Source organism: Ensifer sp. R1-3 (assembly GCF_056739175.1).
In genome coordinates, this window is the sequence record NZ_CP096516.1 from 53,692 (window position 1) to 73,411 (window position 19,720).

General features: G+C 63.7%; 17 protein-coding genes. 15 read left to right on the forward strand and 2 right to left on the reverse strand.

The window, feature by feature from the left end:
• Positions 1 to 8: 8 nt before the first annotated feature.
• The 8 genes from M1D43_RS17570 to M1D43_RS17605 all read left to right on the forward strand — a co-directional run bounded on the left by M1D43_RS17570 (position 9) and on the right by M1D43_RS17605 (position 10,097).
• Entirely contained in the window at positions 9 to 401 is a 393-nt protein-coding gene (locus M1D43_RS17570) for a sensory rhodopsin transducer (protein WP_015243526.1), read from the forward strand.
• 1 nt (position 402) lies between these two features.
• Entirely contained in the window at positions 403 to 1,632 is a 1,230-nt protein-coding gene (locus M1D43_RS17575) for a D-arabinono-1,4-lactone oxidase (protein WP_127576816.1), read from the forward strand.
• Positions 1,633 to 1,752: 120 nt separating this feature from the next.
• Positions 1,753 to 2,148 carry a sensory rhodopsin transducer gene (locus M1D43_RS17580; protein ID WP_498814336.1) on the forward strand — a complete coding sequence of 132 codons (396 nt, stop codon included), beginning with the start codon at positions 1,753 to 1,755 and terminating at the stop codon, positions 2,146 to 2,148.
• A complete protein-coding gene (locus tag M1D43_RS17585) occupies positions 2,145 to 3,779 on the forward strand; it encodes an alpha-amylase family protein (RefSeq protein WP_127576818.1) in 1,635 nt (544 codons plus the stop codon). The genes M1D43_RS17580 and M1D43_RS17585 overlap by 4 nt, the downstream gene beginning before the upstream one ends.
• Before the next feature lies 1 nt (position 3,780).
• Positions 3,781 to 4,767 (forward strand): TIGR03885 family FMN-dependent LLM class oxidoreductase, encoded by a 987-nt coding sequence (locus tag M1D43_RS17590; RefSeq protein ID WP_010975020.1) that lies wholly within the window; start codon positions 3,781 to 3,783, stop codon positions 4,765 to 4,767.
• Positions 4,768 to 4,860: 93 nt separating this feature from the next.
• Positions 4,861 to 6,108, forward strand: a complete 1,248-nt coding sequence (lhgO, locus tag M1D43_RS17595; protein ID WP_164836865.1) for an L-2-hydroxyglutarate dehydrogenase — start codon at positions 4,861 to 4,863, stop codon at positions 6,106 to 6,108.
• A gap of 87 nt (positions 6,109 to 6,195) precedes the next feature.
• Positions 6,196 to 8,079 carry a sigma-54-dependent Fis family transcriptional regulator gene (locus tag M1D43_RS17600; protein WP_017268398.1) on the forward strand — a complete coding sequence of 628 codons (1,884 nt, stop codon included), beginning with the start codon at positions 6,196 to 6,198 and terminating at the stop codon, positions 8,077 to 8,079.
• Between the two features lie 215 nt (positions 8,080 to 8,294).
• Positions 8,295 to 10,097, forward strand: a complete 1,803-nt coding sequence (locus tag M1D43_RS17605; protein WP_017263433.1) for an NAD(P)/FAD-dependent oxidoreductase — start codon at positions 8,295 to 8,297, stop codon at positions 10,095 to 10,097.
• Between the two features lie 76 nt (positions 10,098 to 10,173).
• Here M1D43_RS17605 and M1D43_RS17610 read toward each other — a convergent pair whose 3' ends face one another.
• Together M1D43_RS17610 and M1D43_RS17615 are read right to left on the reverse strand one after the other, a co-directional pair.
• The gene (locus M1D43_RS17610; RefSeq protein WP_498814338.1) at positions 10,174 to 10,932 is read right to left on the reverse strand and encodes a sulfite exporter TauE/SafE family protein; all 759 of its coding nucleotides are present in this window, start codon (positions 10,930 to 10,932) and stop codon (positions 10,174 to 10,176) included.
• A gap of 101 nt (positions 10,933 to 11,033) precedes the next feature.
• A complete protein-coding gene (locus M1D43_RS17615) occupies positions 11,034 to 11,738 on the reverse strand; it encodes a GntR family transcriptional regulator (protein ID WP_003532175.1) in 705 nt (234 codons plus the stop codon).
• Between the two features lie 107 nt (positions 11,739 to 11,845).
• Here M1D43_RS17615 and M1D43_RS17620 point away from each other — a divergent pair, with 107 nt between their 5' ends.
• The 7 genes from M1D43_RS17620 (at position 11,846) to M1D43_RS17650 (ending at position 19,694) form a co-directional block, all read left to right on the forward strand.
• Entirely contained in the window at positions 11,846 to 12,577 is a 732-nt protein-coding gene (locus M1D43_RS17620) for a FadR/GntR family transcriptional regulator (protein ID WP_003532177.1), read from the forward strand.
• Positions 12,578 to 12,629: 52 nt separating this feature from the next.
• Entirely contained in the window at positions 12,630 to 13,601 is a 972-nt protein-coding gene (locus M1D43_RS17625; RefSeq protein ID WP_040121162.1) for a dihydrodipicolinate synthase family protein, read from the forward strand.
• A gap of 123 nt (positions 13,602 to 13,724) precedes the next feature.
• Positions 13,725 to 15,233, forward strand: a complete 1,509-nt coding sequence (locus tag M1D43_RS17630; RefSeq protein WP_498814340.1) for an ABC transporter substrate-binding protein — start codon at positions 13,725 to 13,727, stop codon at positions 15,231 to 15,233.
• 72 nt (positions 15,234 to 15,305) lie between these two features.
• Positions 15,306 to 16,229, forward strand: coding sequence for an ABC transporter permease (locus tag M1D43_RS17635; RefSeq protein WP_010975029.1), 924 nt, complete (start codon positions 15,306 to 15,308; stop codon positions 16,227 to 16,229).
• Between the two features lie 11 nt (positions 16,230 to 16,240).
• Positions 16,241 to 17,173 (forward strand): ABC transporter permease, encoded by a 933-nt coding sequence (locus tag M1D43_RS17640; protein ID WP_027988309.1) that lies wholly within the window; start codon positions 16,241 to 16,243, stop codon positions 17,171 to 17,173.
• Positions 17,170 to 18,810 (forward strand): ABC transporter ATP-binding protein, encoded by a 1,641-nt coding sequence (locus tag M1D43_RS17645; protein ID WP_088195081.1) that lies wholly within the window; start codon positions 17,170 to 17,172, stop codon positions 18,808 to 18,810. The genes M1D43_RS17640 and M1D43_RS17645 overlap by 4 nt, the downstream gene beginning before the upstream one ends.
• On the forward strand, positions 18,807 to 19,694 hold the full coding sequence (locus M1D43_RS17650; RefSeq protein WP_127576822.1) for a DMT family transporter: 888 nt from the start codon (positions 18,807 to 18,809) through the stop codon (positions 19,692 to 19,694). Before M1D43_RS17645 ends, M1D43_RS17650 begins: the two co-directional genes overlap by 4 nt.
• Positions 19,695 to 19,720 lie beyond the last annotated feature (26 nt).

Consider the following 19,720-nt stretch of genomic DNA (forward strand, 5'->3'; position numbering starts at 1 on the left):
ACCCGAGAATGACGCATGCTATAGGCAGCAGGCGATGGGCAATCGCCGACGGCTACATCCCTTCTTCGAGCGCGAGCGACGATCCCGCGCTCGTCTCCCCAGCGCTCGTCTCCCATGAAAGCGCCTGCATCCTGAATACCGGTGACACGCCGGCCAAGGTGGAGATCACGCTGTTCTTTTCCGACCGGGAGCCCGCGGGTCCGTACCGTGTAACCGTTGCGGCCCGCCGGACGGTCCACCTGCGTTTCAACGATCTCGACGATCCGGAGCGCGTGCCGCGGGACACGCCCTATGCCTCGCTGATCGAATCCGACACGCCGATCGTCGTGCAGCAGACGCGGCTCGATTCCCGGCAACCGCCCCACGCTCTCTTGAGCACAATCGCCTATTGCCAGGAGTAGCATGCCGAAAACACCGTGGAGTGCTACCTCTCAGAACCTCGGTCAGGATTTTCACAACTGGTCGGGCGGCCTGCGCTTTCGTCCGTCGCGTCTGGAGGTGCCGGAAGACGAGGAAACCGTGGCGGCGCTCGTGCGCGCAGCCGCGCGGCAGGGCCGCAGCATACGGCCGGTCGGTTCGGCCCATTCGTCGAGCGAGATTTACGTGACCGACGACATCCTGGTCTCCATGGCCGACATCTGCGGTTTACGCGAGCATGATGCGCAACACCACCGCGCCATGGTCGGCGCCGGCTCGCAGCTGACCGAGCTCAGCAAGGAGCTGCAGGCAGCCGGCATGACGCTCTCCAACTTCGGCGACGTGGCCACCCAGACCGTCGGTGGTGCGATCGGAACCGGAACGCATGGGTCCGGACGGGATTTCCCCAACCTGTCGATGATGCTCTTGGGCGGCCGCCTGGTCACCGCCGGGGGTGAGATAAGGACGTTCGACGTGGAAGAGGAGCCGGATTTCGTGCGGGCCCTGCGCGTCTCCTTCGGGACGCTCGGCATTCTCACCTGGACCACTCTGAAGCTCGAGCCGCTGCACGATCTGCACCGCCAGGAATGGTGCCTTGCCTTCAAGCCATGCATGGAGGTGCTCGATAAGCTCTCCCGCGAAAACCGGAACTTCGATTTCTACTGGTACCCCCGCTCCGACGAGGTGAAGATCCGTTGCCTCAACCCGCCCGGCGAGGAGAAGGATTACGGCGCCTTCGCACGGCTGGCAAAGGACGAAACCGGCCCGCCGCACGAGGTCATTCCCCAGCACAGCGACCTTCCGCATCGTTTCGAGGAGATGGAATATTCCATGCCCGCCGAGGCGGGGCCGGAATGCCTCGGAAAGCTGCGCGCGCGGATCAAGGAAAGATGGCGCCGCTCCGTCGGCTGGCGTCTGCTTTTTCGCTACATCAAGGCCGACGACAGCTGGCTCAGCGAGGCGTATGGGCGGAATTCCGTGAGCATATCGCTTCATCAAAATGCGACGCTCCCCTATTGGGACTTCTTTCTCGACCTCGAGCCGATCATGCGCGATCACGGCGGGCGGCCGCATTGGGCGAAGAAGCACAGCCTTCGCGCAGCCGAGCTCAGACCCCTTTACCCGATGTGGGATCGTTTTCTCGCGCTCCGACAGGAAATGGATCCGGGCGGACGGTTTCTCACGCCGTATCTGCGCGGGCTTTTCGGGTGCTAGAGCGGGATGAGGAAAAGTGTGCGCGGTTTTCCGCCCGCATCCCGCTCTAATTTTTTGGAATCGATCACGTTCATGTTTTTAGGTCGACCCGACTAAAAACATCGTGGTCTAGGAGGGCGCATGCAGGCGATCGGCAAGAGGCGATGGACGATAGCCGGGGGGCGCATTCCCCTTGAAAGCAACGGCACGGAACCCGAATTCACGAGCCGCGACGAGATCGCGGTGCTCAACTGTTGCGACAGCCCGGCCAGGCTGCGCATTCATATCCATTATGCGGATCGTCCGGCTGTCGGACCTTATGAGGTGGAGGTCGCCGCGAGGCGGGTCCGCCGCATCCGCTTCAACGACTTGATCTTTCCCGAGGCGCTGCCGCTGGACGAGGATTTCGGCGCAGTCATCGACGCGGATATTCCCGTGGTCGTGCAATGTACCCGCCTCGACAGCGGCACAGCATCGCGCAGCGCGGTGGCGACGGCGGCCTATGCGGAGCGGAACCTTCAAGGGAGCGGACGATGAAAGAGGCGCCGTGGTTCTCGAGCTCGGTCATCTATGGAATCGACGTGCGCAGATTTTCGGACGGAAATGGCGACGGGATCGGCGACTTCATAGGTCTCAAGGAGCGCGTGTCTTATCTGCACTATCTGGGCATCGACTGTGTCTGGCTCTCGCCCTTCTTCAGGTCCCCCTTTGCCGATAACGGCTACGACGTCAGCGACTATTATTCCATCGATCCGGTTCTCGGAACGCTGGACGACTTCCTGGATTTCCTGCACGCCGCCGGCGAACAGGGCATTCGCGTCGTCGTCGATCTCGTCGCCAACCACACATCCAGCGAGCATCCGTGGTTCCAGGCGGCGCGGCGCGACGCGAGGTGCCGCTTCCGCGACTATTACGTCTGGTCGGAAAGCCCGCCGCCGGTCGCTCCGGACAACAAGACGGCGTTTCCCGGCGAGGAAAGCAGTGTCTGGACCTATGACGATCTCGCCCAGGCCTATTACTTCCACAAGTTCCGCCATTTCCAGCCGGACCTGAACATCGCCAACCCGGCGGTGCGAGACGAATTGCTTCGTGTAGTCGACTATTGGCTGACATTGGGCGTCGACGGATTCCGGGTGGATGCCGCGCCATTCGTAATCGGCGAAACCGGCATAGAGCACGCGGACCCCAGGGACCCCCAGGGCTTTCTCAGGGAAATGCGCAAGCTGGTCGACGTGAGGCGCCAGGACGGCCTTCTGCTCGGCGAAGCGGACCTGGCGCCGGAAAAGCTGCGGTCCTATTTCGGCGACGGAAAGCTCGACCTTCTGTTCAACTTCGTGTTGTGTGCGGCTTTCGCCGCGAGCCTCGCGGGGCAGAAGGCCGACCCCATCGGCCAGGCGCTTTCGATCATGCCGGAGCCGCCTCCCCATCGCGGCTGGGCGAACTTCCTTCGCAATCTCGACGAACTGAACCTCGATCGCCTGCCGGAAGACATTCGAGAGGAAACCTTTGCAGCCTTCGCCCCGGATGAGGAGATGCGGATCTACGGACGCGGCATCAGGCGCCGCCTCGCGCCGATGCTGGACGGAAACCGGGCGAGAATAGAACTCGCCTTCAGTCTGCTTCTGTCTTCCCCGGGCGTGCCGCTCATTCTCTACGGCGACGAGATCGGCCTTGGCGAGGACCTTTCCCGACCGGGCCGGGAGCCGGTCCGCGTGCCCATGCAGTGGAATGCGGGTTCCAATGCCGGCTTCTCCACCGCCCAGCGCGCCAAACTCGTCCAGCCGCCGGTGACAGACGGCCCATTCTCCTTCAAGCGGGTCAATGTCGAAGCTCAGCGTGAGGACCCGGGGTCGCTTCTGAACCGCGTGCGGGCGATGATCCTGGCGCGGCGCCGGCACGAGCTCTTCAACAGGGGACGCCCGGTCATGCTGCACACCGGAGACCCGGCGCTGTTCGCGCTGGCCTATTCCGACGGCACCGAACTATTCGTGGTGCTGCACAATCTTTCGGACGGCAAGCGGCGGGCGGAGCTCGAACTGCCCGGCGCAATCGACGCCAGGCTCAATGACATTCTCGGCGAGGGTGAGGTCGAGCTTTCCGGGCAGCGTCTGGCGATAGGGCTCGGTCCGTTCGGCTACGTCTGGCTTCATTCGGGAAAGAAGGATTGAGATGGCGAGCATCGGCTATCACGCATCGCACGAGCAGTTCACCCCGCTCGACCTGTTGAACTGGGCGCGGGCGGCGGAAGAGGCCGGGTTCGATTGCACCATGTCCTCCGACCATCTGGCGCCCTGGAGCGAACGCCAGGGGCAAAGCGGCTTTGCCTGGGCCTGGCTGGGTGCCGCCCTCCAGGCAACTGAGCGGAAGTTCGGCCTCGTCACGGTTCCCTGCGGCTGGCGCTATCACCCGGTGATAACGGCCCAGGCCGCCGCAACCCTTGCCCAGATGTTTCCGCGGCGCCTTGCCTGGCTTGCGCTCGGCACGGGCGAGGCACTGAACGAACACGTCGTCGGCGGGGCCTGGCCCGGAAAGGCGGAACGAAACGGAAGGCTGCGCGAGGCGGTCGACGTCATCCGCGAGCTTTTTGCCGGCCGGACGGTGACGAGGGACGCGCCCATTGCCGTCTCCGAGGCCCGGCTTTATACGCTTCCCGAAACTCCGCCTGCGCTGATCGCAGCGGCTTTGACGCCCGAAACGGCGGAAGGTGCCGGCGAATGGGCCGACGGCCTCATCACCGTCAATCAGTCGCCGGAAAAGCTCGCGGCGATCGCCCAGGCCTTCAAGCGCGGCGGCGGCGACGGCAAGCCGCTCTGTCTTCAGGTCCATGTGTCCTATGCCCGAAGCGACGAGGAGGCGCGGCGGAACGCCTTCGACCAGTGGCGGAGCAATGCGCTCAGCGCCTTTCAGTCGGAAACCCTGAGGACGCCGGGCGACATAGAAACCGCGACGAGCGGTGTCCGCCCGGAGGACCTCGACGCCTATGTCCGCATTTCTTCCGATCCGGGGCGGCACCTCGCCTGGATCGAAGAGGATATCGCGGCAGGCTTCGACGAGATCTACCTCCACAATGTCGGGCGCAATCAGCTCGAATTCATCGACGTCTTCGGGCGCACGGTGCTGCCGCGCGTGCGCGCTTCCCGACCGGCAACCGAGTAAGTTGACGACAGCCGTCTCGCCGGTTTTCCACCTTGACGTCTGGTGCATTATGTTCCCCCAATGCCGGCAGGATCGGGCGGGAGGGGTTGCGGCTTGTACGACTATTGCATCATCGGAGGCGGGATCGTCGGTCTTGCGACCGCTATGGCGCTGCAGGAAATGATGGGCGGCGCCAGCATCGTGCTTCTGGAAAAGGAGCGGGAGCTTGCGCGGCATCAGACGGGCCACAACAGCGGTGTGATCCACGCCGGGATTTACTATGCACCGGGATCCCTGAAAGCGAAGCTGTGCCGCGAGGGAGCGGAGGCCACGAAAGAATTCTGCACCGGGAACGGCATATCGTTCGAAACCTGCGGCAAATTGCTGGTCGCGACGAACGATGCCGAGATCGAGCGCATGGAGAGCCTGGAAGAAAGAGCGCAGCAGAATGGGATCGAATACACTCGCCTGTCGAAGTCGCAACTGCGATCGGACGAGCCTAACATCGCCGGCCTCGGTGCGCTTCTCGTCCATGCGACGGGGATCGTCGATTATTCGGCCGTTTGCCGGGCGATGGCCGAGCGCATCGAAGTCCGGGGCGGCGAAATCCGGCGCGGGATCGAGGCCACTGCCATTGCCGAAGAGGACGGAGGCGTGCGGATCGCAAGTGCAATCGGCCGCATCGAAGCGCGCAGGCTGATCGCCTGCGCCGGCCTGCAGTCCGACCGCCTCGCGCTCATGGCCGGCCTCAGCATCGACCACCGCATCGTTCCGTTCCGGGGCGAATATTACGTGTTGCCGGCATCGAAGGCCGGTGTGACCAGGCGCCTCATCTACCCCATTCCCGACCCGAACCTGCCTTTCCTCGGAATTCACCTGACCCGGACGATCGACGGAGGCATGACCGTCGGCCCCAATGCGGTGCTGGGCTTTGCCCGCGAGGGCTACCCGAAGGGCAGCTTCAAAGCGGCCGATGTGGCGAACATGGCGGCGTTTCCCGGCTTCTGGAAAATGGCGGCGAAGAACTGGCGTTCGGCGATCACGGAATTCGCCAATTCGGCATCGCGGTTCCGCTATCTGCGGGAGTGCCGGAAATACTGCCCGTCGCTCACGATCGACGACCTCGCAGTCCCGCAGGCCGGCATCCGGGCGCAGGCGGTCATGGCCGACGGCAGCCTCGTCCACGACTTCCTCTTCAAACAGACCGAAAGGATGCTCCACGTCTGCAACGCGCCGTCGCCGGCTGCGACCTCGGCAATTCCGATCGGCCGCATGATCGTCGATCGCCTGCTCGACGGGGCTCCTACCGCGATGGAACGATCACAATCGCTTCATGGGACTCATGCGCAACTTCATCGGTAGTGCATCGAGCCGCCGCTTCCTTTACTTTCGCCCCTGCCATGCGCACACTCTGCCGGAGGAGCAAGTGCGGTCCGTTGGGAGGCGGTGATGGTTTCACATTCCGAGCACATCCGCGAAATCGAACGCGTCAGCCGTGGTCTTCCCGTGCGCCGCGACGAGACGGTCGTGAAATCGTGGCTGCGCTGCCTGGAGCATCACCGGCTCGATCCGGCGCAGAGTTGTGAAGCCTATATCGTTCCGGAAACGCGACTTAGGGAACACCGCCAGCAATCGGAGGATCTGATCGCCATCGCCCGTTCGGGGCTCGAAAACCTGTTCCGCCAGGTGGCGGGGCAGAACTACGTGCTGCTGCTTTCCGACCGCGAAGGCGTGACGGTCGAGTTCCTCGGCGATCCCCTCTTCGGCAACAGCCTGCGCAAGGCGGGGCTCTATTTGGGTTCGGAGTGGTCCGAGTGGCGCGCCGGGACCTGTGCGGTGGGCGCGTGCCTGGAAACGGGAGAGGCGCTGACGATCCACCAGACCGACCACTTCGACAACACCCACACGCCGCTCTCCTGCACGGCCGCGCCGATCTACGACATCCAGGGCGAACTCTCCGCCGTGCTCGACATCTCGCTTCTGAGTTCGCCGATCCTCAAGGCGAGCCAGAACCTGGCACTGCACCTGGTGAGCGCGACCGTAAGGCGCATCGAGCTCGCCAATCTCATGGCGCAAGCGCGTAATCAATGGGTCCTGCGATTCTCGCGCTCACCCGAATTCCTCGACGTCGATCCGGAGGCGGCGATCTCGATCGACGGTCTCGGCCGCATCGCCGGCATGACGCATGCGGGAGCGAAAATCCTTGCGCGTTCGACAGGCCTCGACTGGCGCGATCCGCAGCAACTGATCGGCGAGCCGGTGTCGCGCTTCTTCGACATCGAGGTCGACAATCTTTCCGACCTTACCCGCCGGCGCCCGACCCGGGAGCGGCTCGTCTTCGCGCGGGACGGAAACGCGCTCTTCGCCCATGCGATCGAGCCGCACTCGAAGGTCCGCGCACCGCTCGTTTCGCGCGAGCAAATTCCACCGGCCTTGCGGCGGCTCGGCGGCGACGCGCCCGTGATCGCGGCGCTGCAGGCAAAGGCGGCAAAGCTTGCGCGGACGCCATTGCCGATCCTCATTCAGGGCGAGACCGGAACGGGCAAGGAACATCTCGCGCGGGCCATCCACGAGGGCAGCGGTCTCGAGGGCCCGTTCGTCGCCATCAATTGTGCGGCAATCCCGGAGCAGCTGATCGAAAGCGAGCTTTTCGGCTACTTGCCGGGAGCTTTCACCGGCGCTTCGGCAAAGGGCCGCAAGGGCCTGATCGAGCAGGCGGACGGCGGAACGCTCTTCCTCGACGAAATCGGCGACATGCCGCTTGCCTTGCAAAGCCGGCTGTTGCGCGTGCTTGCCGAAGGCGAGGTGCTGCCGGTCGGCGGAACGGCGCCGCGGAAGGTTCGGATCCGGGTCGTTTCGGCATCGCACCGGCCGCTGCAGACGCTCGTCGCGAAAGGGGCGTTCCGCGAGGACCTCTATTACCGGCTCAATGCCGCGACGCTCACCCTTCCGGCGCTCCGGGACCGGCCGGACTTCGACTGGGTTCTGGAGCAACTCCTGAAGCGGCACGGCGATGGCGAATTGATATTGTCCCCGGCCGCGCTTTCTGCCCTCAAGGCCCACGATTGGCCGGGAAACATCCGCGAGCTCGACAACGTCATCGCGGTCGCCGCGGCACTTGCCGAGAACGGCGTCGGGGAGCTCGGCGACCTGCCGGACCACCTCCTGGCGAATGCGGACACTGTCGGCGGAAACGAGGCGAGCGCGACCTTGAGCCTGACGCTCGCCGCTTGCGACTGGAACATTTCCGAGGCTGCCCGCCGGCTGGGGCTCGATCGCTCGACGGTGCACCGGCAGATCAAGCGCTACCGCCTCAAACCGCACCGCCATTGAGGCGCAATCCGTCGCGGCAGGCGGCCGTGCAACAGGCGCGGCGCCACACATGTTGCAGCCGCGTCGCATCATGCGACACCTCCACGTTCTCTGCCTCTTGAAAACACTCGGTTTTCTGCCCTGGCACGGTCATTGCAGAAGGTGGTTCGACGACTAGCGTCTGCGGGCGGTTGAGGAGCCGCCCGTGTGCCATCCAAGCGAAGAGGAGGATACCCATGCTTGAAGAAAGTCCCGGCACCCGCGTCGATACCGTGCTCGCCAAACTCGGAAAGGCCCTTGAACAGGGCGACATCGATGCGGCCGTCAATCTGTTTCAGGCCGACTGCTATTGGCGCGACCTCGTCGCCTTCACCTGGAATCTCAAGACGATGGAGGGGCAGGATCAGATCCGCGACATGCTGACGACGCAACTCGCTGCGATCAAGCCGGCGCGGCTGCGCCAGGACGAGAAGGAACCGGCGAGCGCCGGCGACGGCGTTACCGAAGGTTGGTTCGAGTTCGAGACGGAGGTGGCGCGTGGCCACGGCCATATCCGTCTCAGGAACGGGCTGATCTGGACGCTTCTGACGACGATGACGGAGCTCAAGGGACATGAGGAACCGAAGGGGCTCAGGCGGCCGCTCGGCGCCGAACACGGTCATGACCCGGACCGTAAGACCTGGAAGGAAAAGCGCGAAGCGGAAGCAGCCGAACTCGGCTACACGACGCAGCCCTATGCCGTCATCATCGGCGGCGGCCAAGGCGGGATCGCGCTCGGCGCGCGCTTGCGGCAGCTCGGCGTGCCGACGATCATCATCGAGAAGAACGAACGCCCCGGCGACAGCTGGCGCAAGCGCTACAAATCGCTCTGCCTGCACGACCCGGTCTGGTACGACCATCTGCCCTATATCCCCTTCCCGGAAAACTGGCCGGTCTTTGCGCCGAAGGACAAGATCGGCGACTGGCTGGAGATGTATACCAGGGTGATGGAACTCAATTATTGGAGCTCCACAACCTGCAAGTCGGCGCGATACGACGAGGCGACCGAGGAATGGACGGTGATCGTCGAACGGAACGGCGAGGAGGTCGTCCTCAGGCCGAAACAGCTCGTTCTCGCAACCGGCATGTCGGGCAAGCCGAACGTGCCGAAGCTCGAAGGCCAGGACATCTTCAAGGGCGAGCAGCAGCATTCTTCGCAGCATCCCGGTCCCGACGCCTATCGCGGCAAGAAGGTGGTCGTCATCGGCTCCAACAATTCCGCGCATGATATCTGCGCCGCACTTTGGGAAGGCGGCGCGGATGTGACCATGGTGCAGCGATCGTCGACGCACATCGTCCGATCGGACACGCTGATGGAGATCGGGCTCGGCGATCTTTATTCCGAGCGGGCGCTTGCCGCCGGCGTGACGACGCGCAAGGCCGACCTGATCTTCGCCTCGCTCCCCTACCGAATCATGCACGAGTTCCAGATCCCGCTGTACGAGAAGATGGGCGAGCGGGACGCCAAGTTCTACGCCGATCTCGAAAAGGCGGGCTTCATGCTCGACTGGGGCGCCGACGGCTCCGGCCTATTCATGAAATATCTGCGCCGCGGCTCCGGCTACTATATCGACGTAGGCGCCTGCGACCTCGTCATCGATGGCAGCATCAAGCTGAAATCCGGCTCCGACGTCAGCCACCTGACCGAGGATGCCGTGGTGCTGAAGGACGGCACGGCGCTTCCGGCCGATCTCGTCGTCTACGCCACAGGCTACGGTTCGATGAACGGCTGGGCGGCCGACCTCATCTCGAAGGAGGTCGCCGACAAGGTCGGCAAGGTCTGGGGCCTCGGCTCCGATACGCCGAAAGACCCGGGTCCATGGGAGGGCGAGCAGCGCAACATGTGGAAGCCGACGCAGCAGGAGGCGCTCTGGTTCCACGGCGGCAACCTGCATCAGTCGCGGCACTATTCCCAATATCTTTCGCTGCAGTTGAAAGCGCGCTGCGAAGGCATATCGACGCCCGTCTATGGCCTCCAGGAACGCCACCACCTTTCCTGATCGGCAAGATGCCAGCCGGAGAAGTCCGGCTGGCATCGGGCGGTGGCCTGGTTGGCGGGCCAGATCCCCGGCGGGATCAAGTGCTCCCCGGAAATATCCGCAGGAGCGTCTCTCTTTGCTCCCAGATCATGACCGCTCCGCTCAGCGCCATGAAGCCGACCACGATCACGCGGAAATTCAGCTCGCTCATGTTCGTCAGCACCCGCTTGGCGAGCCAGTTGGAGAGAAGCGCTCCCAGCCCGGCGGCGATGCCGAACAACAGCAGCTTGCCTGTCAACGCACCGAGTGCCGTATATGTGCCGAGCTTGGCGAGATGCATGGGTAAGGAGATCGCGGTCTTGGTCCCTACCATCTTTTCCTTGGTGATGTCGGCATTGAGATAGAGCGTGTTCAGGATCGGCCCGATGGCTCCGATCAGGCCGGAAAGAAAGCCGACGACGAACTGTGCCGGGAAAAACCACCAGGTAGCTACCGCAAAGGTCCTTTCCCGCCGGCCGAAGCCGTATTGGAATATTGTCGAGATCAGGAACAGGCCGACGACGATCTGAAGCCATTCCGCCGAGGTGTTGGAGAAGGCGGCGGCGCCGAGGACGCCGCCGAGCGCCGCGCTGGGGAGACCCCAGGCGGCGACGCGCCATTCGATATCCCCAAAAAAAATCAGGATGCGCCCGCCTCCCGCAATGAGGGTGGCGACAGCCACCACGGGAGCGACGGCCTGGGCACCAGCGATGAAGCCGATGAGCGGCACGAGGAGCATGGCTCCACCCCCGCCGCCGATCGTCGAAACGATCCAGGCGATGAAACCCGAGGCGGCGAGGAGCAGATAATCCATCATGTCGAACTTGCCCTCAGGCGAGCCGGATCAGACAAGGAGAGCCGCGGAAACGTCGTCCGCGAACCTACCGATTAGGTGTCCGCGCGCGGCTCCCGGGCAGCCTACCCGAGTTCTATGTAATCCGGATAACGCGCCGCGATGTCGTCGATCATCGACAACGTGCCGGAGAGGTGGGTCTTCATCGCTTGCGCTGCCTCGACCGGCGCACCCTTTTCGATCCCTTCGATGATCATGTCGTGGGTGTCCACCACACGTTTGGTGCCGACATTGACGAGATTGAGGCGCCGCAGACGATCGATATGGCCGCTGTGGCGGCGGATGATCGGCCAGATGTGCTCCAGCCCCGCTTCCTCGAAGATGATGAAGTGAAACGCACGGTCGGCCGCGAGAAACTCCGCATGTTCCTTCGAAGCGAGGGCTTTCAGCTTGGTGTTCGCCACTCGCAGCCGGTCTGCGATCTGTCCCCTGTTGGCCTTTTCCGCCAGATTGAAGACGGCTTCCTGCTCGACCGCACGGCGCATGAGGTGGGTCTGGCGGGCCAGATTGATATCGATTTTGGAGACCAGCGTCGCATATTGCGGGTAGACGGTGACGAGGCCCTCCTCCTCCAGGCGCATCAGCGCGTCACGCACCGGCGTCTGGCTGAGACCGAACTGTTTCTGCAGTTCGACACGCGAGAGCGCCGTACCGGGGGCGAGGTCGAGCGCGAGGATCCTCTCGCGAAGATATTCCACGATTTGCGGCGCGATCTGCCGGGTGCGGTCGAGGCCGCTGCGATGTTTGGCAGCCGGAGCTTCCGATGTCAAAAATCCAATCCTCCAGGACGGTTCCCGATCCTGTAATAATGCATTAATGTGTTAGTGTGAAGTGGATCTCGCCGGCCGGCCTCCCCGGCAGGACAGGAAGGATCGCCGTGCCCGAGAAGTCGCCCATCCTCGAAAGCCTAGCCGAAGCCCGCCCGTCGAGCTATGCCGATCAGGTCTACGGGCGCATCCTGCACGACATATTGAACGGCATCTTTCAACCGGGCGCACGTCTGCCGACGGAAAACGAACTCGCCGAACGCTTCGGCGTCTCGCGGCCGGTCGTCCGCGAGGCGCTTGCGCGCCTGCGGGTCGACGGCCTCGTGGAAGCGCGGCGCGGCAGCGGCACCTATGTCTTGAGCAGGCCCTCGCAAGATCTGCCGAACCTGGCCGACCTGGAGGATATTTCGCGCTTCCTGCGCTATCAGGAGCTTCGTTTCTACGTGGAAGGCCAGGCGGCAGCACTGGCAGCGGAGCGGCGCACGGAAAAGCAGCTTGCCGCCATTATCGAGGCCCATGAGGCCTTCGCCCATGAGGTCGGCCGCGGGGCCTTCCTGCCGGAAAGCGACAGGCGTTTCCATCTTGCGATCTGCGAGGGGACGGGAAACGAGTTTTTCGCCAAGGCGCTGGAGGGCCCGGAGGTTTCGCTGACCAGCTTCATGAACGTTTCGCTTGCCCTCACCCGGTCCGGATCGCAGGCACGTGCCCGCCGGGTCATTGCCGAACATGCCGAGATCGTCGAAGCGATCCGCACGAAAGATGCCGTATGGGCGCGGGTGGCGATGGAAACGCACATCATCAACGCGCGCCGAAGGATGACGGACGGTACAATCGACTCCTGATAGGTAAATATATTTTACAAATCGTTGGCCATGTTGTAATGAAAACCGACTTATGGAGGAGGTTCTCATGCAAACTCGACTTGGTGCCCGTGATTACGCAGCTTCGGTGGTGGCGGTCCCGCCCATCGCGCTGAATGCGGATCTGACGGTGAACGCCGACGCCAACGCGGCGATCATTCGTCATATCGAGGCAGGCGGGGTGCGCATTCTCCTCTATGGCGGAAATGCCAACCTCTATCATTTCGGCCTGGACGACTATCGCGCGGGCATGGAGGCGGTGATCGCGGCTGCTGCGCCGCAGACCGGTCTCATAACGTCGATCGGTCCGGATTTCGGCAAGGCCATGGCGCAGGCGCCGATCGCCCGCGACCTGGGTTTCAAGAACGTGATGCTGCTCCCGACCCAATTCCCGGCAGATCCCGCCGGTGTCGCCAATGGCGTGCGCCGCCTCGCGGCGATTCTCGGCCATGGCCTCGTGCTCTATCTGAAGCGGGAGAATTATGTCGATCCGGACGAGCTTGCCCGCCTCGTCTCCGAAGGCGCCGTCGATTTCGTCAAATATGCGGTGGAGCGGGCCGATCCGGCGCAGGACGCCTATCTCGATGCCGTCATAGGGGCGATCGGAAAAGACCGGATGGCGAGCGGCATGGGCGAAACGCCGATCCACGATCATCTCGGCCGCCGCGCACTGACGACCTATACTTCGGGCGCGGTCTGCATTGCCCCTTCGGCCGCGATGGAGCTCCTTACGCTCTACAAGGCCGGGCGCGGCGCCGAGGCATTGGAGCTCAGCCAGCCGTTTCTGGAGTTCGAGAGAGTTCGCACGGACCTTGGCGGCTTGCAGGTGCTTCATGACGGCATGCGGCTGGCGGGGATCGCCGACACGGGCCCGCTGATGCCCATGATCTCCAATCTGGGTGCTGCGAAGCTTGGCCCCGTCGGCGCCGCGGTGGAGGCCTTGAAGGCGGCGGAAGCCGCCTGCCTGAGGCGCTCCGGAAAGGCAGCGGCGGCGGCTTCAGCCTGAGTTGACACTTCTGTGTGGACACACTAATACATTAGTGCGCTAGTGCGGATGCGGTGCCGGAGGACTACGAGGCCGAAAACGGCCCGCCGCAACGTCCTGGTCTTTACCGAGGAGGAGAAAGAAATGACCATCCGCTATTGTACCCGCGCCGTGGCGCTCTTGACCGCGACGCTCTTTTCCGGCGTCGCGATGGCCGCCGAAGGCGAGGTGAAGATCGTATTGCCGGAGCAGCCGGCCAACCTCGATCCCTGTCGCTCCATCAGGTCGGATATCGGCCGCATCATCAATTCCAACATTACCGAGACCCTGACCGTCATCGACACGGAGAAGGGCACCGTCGGCCCCTGGCTTGCTGAAAAATGGGAGCAGGTGGACGATCTGAACTGGCGTGTGCATCTCAAGAGCGGCGTCAAGTTTCAGGACGGCGCGGCGTTCGATGCCGAAGCGGTGGTCAAGTCCATCAACCGCCTGATGAACCCCGGCCTCACCTGCGACAGCCGCTCGAAATTCGGCGACGTCAAGCTGACGCCGAAGGCGGTCGATGCGCAAACGGTGGAGATCTCCTCCGACAGCCCGGTGCCGATCATGCCGACGCTGCTCGGCACCGTGCAGATCGTCTCCCCCAACATGCCGTTCGACAAGGAAAGCAACGATCCCGTCGGCACGGGACCCTATGTGGTCGAAAGCAAGTCCAACGAGCAGATCGTCCTGAAGCGTCACGATGCTTACTGGGGCGCCAAGCCGGACGTCACGCGCGCAACCTATGTCTGGCGCAGCGAGTCGGCCATCCGGGCGGCCATGGTCGAATCCGGCGAAGCGGACATGACCCCATCCATCGCCGTGCAGGACGCCACCAATGCCGAGTCTGACTTTGCCTATCTGAACTCCGAGACGACCCGCATGCGCATCGATGCGCAGATCCCGCCGCTCGATGATGTCCGCATCCGCAAGGCGCTCAACATGGCTATCGACTGGGACGGCATGGGCGAAGCGCTGTTCGGCAAGGACGTCCTGCGGGCCTCGCAAATGGTCGTTCCGGGCGTGCGCGGCCACAATCCCGATATCAAGCCATGGACCTACAATCCCGAAGAGGCGATGAAGCTGGTCGAGGAAGCCAAGGCCGCAGGCGCTCCGGTCGACAAGGAGATCGTGCTGATCGGGCGCAACGGCTTCTTCCCGAACTCGGCCGAAAGCCTCGAGGCGATGCGATCCATGTGGCAGGAGATCGGGCTCAACGTCTCGATACGCCAGCTCGAAGCGGCCGACTGGGTGCGCTATCTCGACAAGCCCTTCCCGGAGGGACGCGGGCCGACGCTTTTCCAGCAGCAGCACGACAACAATACGGGCGACGCCGGGTTTACCGCTCCGGTCATGTATCTGAGCGAGGGACAATATTCGACGATCGCCGATCCCGACCTCGACGTCGTGTTGAAGAAAGCCATGGCCGCGACCGGCGACGAGCGTGAAAAGCTGTTTCAGGAGGTCTTCGCGAAGGTGCACGACGAAATCGTCGCAGACGTGCCGATGTACCACATGATCGGCTATGTCCGCGTCGGCTCGCGCCTCGACTGGAAGCCGGATCTCAAGACGAACAGCGAGATCGCGCTCTCCGAGATCCATTTCAAGGACTGACGAACCCGACCTGCCGCCGCGGCGTGTCTCACGTCGCGGCGCCCTCCTTGATTACGGTGGAAAGGAAACGCCGTGTTCGCTTTCATTCTCAGACGCGCCGGCCAGAGCCTGATCGCGGTGATCGGACTTCTGGTGCTCGTCTTCTTCCTCTCGAGGCTTACCGGCGATCCGGCCTATCTCTATCTGCCGCTCGATTCTTCCGAAGCGCAGCGTCAGGCCTTCTCGGAGACGCACGGCTTCAACGATCCTCTTGTCGTGCAATTCGGCCGTTACCTTGTCGATCTCGCCCGATTCGATTTCGGGGACGCGCTGAGCCGCAACCGGCCGGCCATGGAAGTCGCGCTCGAGGCCTTTCCGCAAACGCTGAAGCTCGCGGTGATCGCGATCGTTCTTTCTCTCTGTTTCGCCGTCGTCGTCGGGTCGCTTGCCGCGGCACGCCCGAACAGCCTGTTCGACAAGATCGCGAGCACCGCGTCGCTTGCGGGCGCCAGCGCCCCGGATTTCTGGGTTGCGATCGTGGCGATCCTTGTCTTCTCCGTCGGACTGGGCCTGCTTCCGACCTCCGGGACGGGAACGGCGCTGCATTGGATCATGCCGATCTTCGTTCTGACCCTCAGACCCTTCGGCCTGCTGGTCCAGGTCGTTCGCGGCACGATGATGGGTGCGCTTGCCTCGCCCTATGTGAAGACGGCGCGGGCCAAGGGCGTGAACCGGTCCCGGATCGTCTTCCGCCACGCCCTGCGCAACTCGCTGCTCCCGGTCATCACCGTCGCCGGCGACCTTGCCGCCAGCCTCGTCAACGGCGCCGTCGTCGTGGAAACCATCTTCGGCTGGCCGGGGATCGGCAAGCTCATGATCGACGCGATCGTGCGGCGCGACTTCGCGCTCATCCAGGCGACGGTGCTGGTGACGGCGATTGCCATTTTCGTTCTGAACATCGCGATAGACCTCGTCTATGCGCGGCTCGATCCACGCATAAGGTTTGAAACGAGATGAGCGCGACGGCCATGACGACTTCCGCCGATACCCCCGAGACGAAAGTCTCGCGTTTTCAGATACTGCGCCTCATCAGCCGGGACTGGCTGGCGCTCGCCGCCGTGATCTTCCTGCTGCTCGTGGTCGCGTGCGCCGTCTTCGGCCCGTGGCTGATGGGCGACCTTATAGACAAACCCAATTTCCGCGCCCGAAACATGGCGCCGTTCAGCCTGTCCCAGGGTTGGACTTACGTGCTCGGCGCCGACACGCTCGGCCGCAGCCTGCTCGCGCGGCTCGTGGTGGGTGCGCAGGACACGATCGGCATCGCGTTCTTTGCGGTGTTCTGCTCGGTCGTGATCGGCGGCATGCTCGGCTTGATTGCCGGCTATTCGCGAGGCGCCGCCGGCACGATGATCATGCGCGGTGCTGACATCGTGATGAGCTTCCCCTCGCTGCTTTTGGCGCTGATCGTCCTCTTCAGCCTTGGCCCTTCCGTCACCAATCTCATACTGGTGCTCGCAATCACCCGCGTGCCGATCTATCTGCGCACAACGCGTGCGGAAGTGCTCGAGGTGAGAGAGCGGATGTTCGTCAGCGCCGCCGTCGCGCTCGGCGCCAACCACACGCGCATCCTTTTCCGTCACATCGCGCCGATCGTGCTGCCGACGCTGGTCACGATCGGCGCCATCGACTTCGCAACCGTTGTTCTTGCCGAGTCGTCGCTGAGCTTCCTCGGCCTCGGCATCCAGGCGCCTGAGTTCACCTGGGGCGCCATGGTCGCCACCGGCCGCGGCTATCTCTCGACCGCCTGGTGGATCGCCTTCTGGCCCGGACTCGCGATCCTCTTGACGACGCTTTCGCTCAATATCCTGTCGAGCTGGTGGCGCACCTATGCCGATCCGCAGCAGCGCTGGCGGATCGAACTCGCCCGCTCCAAGAAGGGCATTCCGGAGAAACGCAAATGACCGGCCCACACCTCCTCGAGGTCAAGGATCTGACCGTGGATTTCCTGTCGCTCGGCGGTGCCTTCCGTGCGACGAGCGGGGTCAGCTTTCATGTCGACGCCGGCGAGACGCTCGTGATCCTGGGCGAGTCCGGCTCCGGCAAGTCGGTCAGCGCCAGTGCGGTCATGGGGCTCATCGACACGCCTCCGGGCGATATCTGCGCCGGGTCGGTCGCCTACCGCGGACGCGATCTCTCCTCGCTTTCCGAGGGGGAGCGGCGGGACCTCAACGGCCGCAGGATCGCGATGATCTTCCAGGACCCGCTGTCGCATCTGAACCCCGTCTATACGATCGGCTGGCAGCTGGAGGAGGTCTTCACTGTCCACGGAGTGGCGAGCGGTGCCGAGGCTCGGCAGAGGGCGATCGAGATATTGGGGCGCGTGGGCATCCCGGAGCCGGAGAAGCGCATCGATCAGTATCCGCACCAGTTTTCCGGCGGCCAGCGCCAGCGCATCATGATCGGCATGGCGATCGCGCTCAGGCCGGAAATCCTGATTGCCGACGAACCGACGACGGCGCTCGACGTGAGCGTGCAGGCGCAGATCCTCGAGCTTTTGAAGAAGCTGCAGGCCGAAGACGGCCTTGCCATCATCATGATCACCCATGACCTCGAGGTGGCCGCGAACATGGCCGACCGGGTGATCGTCATGAAGTCCGGCCGCATCGTGGAGGAGGGCGAAGCCCGCGCCGTCTTCGAAAATCCCGCCCACAGCTATACGCGGACGTTGATCAACGCCCTCCCGCATGCCGATGATAGAGCGCCGCCGAGGCCGGCGAGGCCGGCCGGGAAACCGATCCTGGAAGTGAAGAACATCGACAAGTTCTATACGCTCTCGTCCGGGTTTTTTGCGAAGCCGGCGCGATTGCATGCGGTCAAGAACCTGAGCTTCGACGTCGCAGCCGGCGAGACGATCGGGATCGTTGGCGAGAGCGGCTCCGGCAAGTCGACCGTCGCACGCGTGCTTCTGGGCCTGAACGAGGCTTCCGGCGGCGAGGCGCTGTTTCACGGACGCGACGTCCTGAAGATGGACCGCAAGCAACTGCTGGCCTTCCGCCGGAAGGTGCAGATGGTGTTTCAGGACCCCTATAGTTCGATGAACCCGCGCATGACGGTGTTCGACATCGTCTCGGAGCCGTGGCGCATCCACAAGGACATTCTGGAGAAGACGCGCTGGCGCGACCGTGTCACCGAATTGCTGGGGCTCGTCGGCCTGAACCCCGAGCACGCCAAACGCTATCCGCACCAGTTCTCAGGGGGCCAGCGGCAGCGCATCGCCATTGCCCGGGCGCTTTCCTGCGATCCGGAGCTCGTCGTCTGCGACGAGGCTGTCTCGGCGCTGGACGTCTCGGTGCAGGTGCAGGTCATCGACCTTCTGGCGGAATTGCGTGACCGGCTGGGCCTCGCCTACATCTTCATAACCCATGATCTGCCGATCGTTCGTCACTTTGCCGATCGCATCATCGTCATGAAGAGCGGCGAGATCGTCGAGCATGCGACAACGGAAGAGATCTTCCGCAATCCGCAACATGCCTATACGCGCCAGCTCATCAATGCGACTCCGAAGCCGAAGTGGCAGACAGCCGCCGACGCGGCATGAAGAAGATCGCCCTGCCTGCGGTCGTCGCAGGAGCCCTGTTGATGGGGGCAAATTCCCTGGTCGCGGCGATGGACGGCGTGGTCGTGCGCTTCGTGACCGGGGAGGTCCACCCGATCGGCATCGTCTTCTTCCGTAACCTTGCCAGCCTGATCGCGCTCTATCTGCTGCTGTGCCGCCGCGGCTTTCCGCTCGGCATCGCGCAATCCAGCGGGCGGGCGATGCATTTCTCCGTCCATGCGATCAGGGCCGTCATCAAGCTTCTTGCGCTCGTCGCGGCCTTCATTGCCGTCACCGAGATACCTTTGGCCTCCGCGACCGCGATCGCCTTCACCATGCCTCTCTTCGTCGCGCTCGGGTCGGTACTTTTCCTCGGTGAGCGGTTCTCGGCCGCCCGGGTCCTCAGCCTCGTTGCCGGCTTCGCCGGTATTCTGATCGTCGTCAGGCCGGGCGCCGCAACCTTCCAGTCAGGCGCGGTCTTGGCGCTGGCGTCAGCGGTCGGCCTCGCCATCGTCGCGTTGTTGATGAAGGTTTCGGCCGAGCGTGAGGACCCGCTCAGCATCGCCTGGCTGAACCTGCTCGTGACGGTCCCGGTGGCTTTCGTCATGGCTCTGCCTTTCTGGCAGACGCCTTCGCTGTTCAGCCTCGCGCTGATGGCGCTGCAGGGCATCGGCGGCCTTTTCGCCCAGCTATCCTTCGCGAGGGCAATGAAGCTCGCCGACGCTTCGCTGCTGGTTATCGTGGATTTCATCCGGCTGCCGATCGCCCTCATTCTTGGCCTCGTGCTCTTCGGCGAGCCGATCCGGCTGGAGGTCGTGATCGGCGGAGCGATCATCCTCGGGGCGATCGCGTTGCTCTTTCACCGCGAGGGGAAGAGGCGAGGATAGGGGCGGGGCCGCGAGCGTACCCGGCC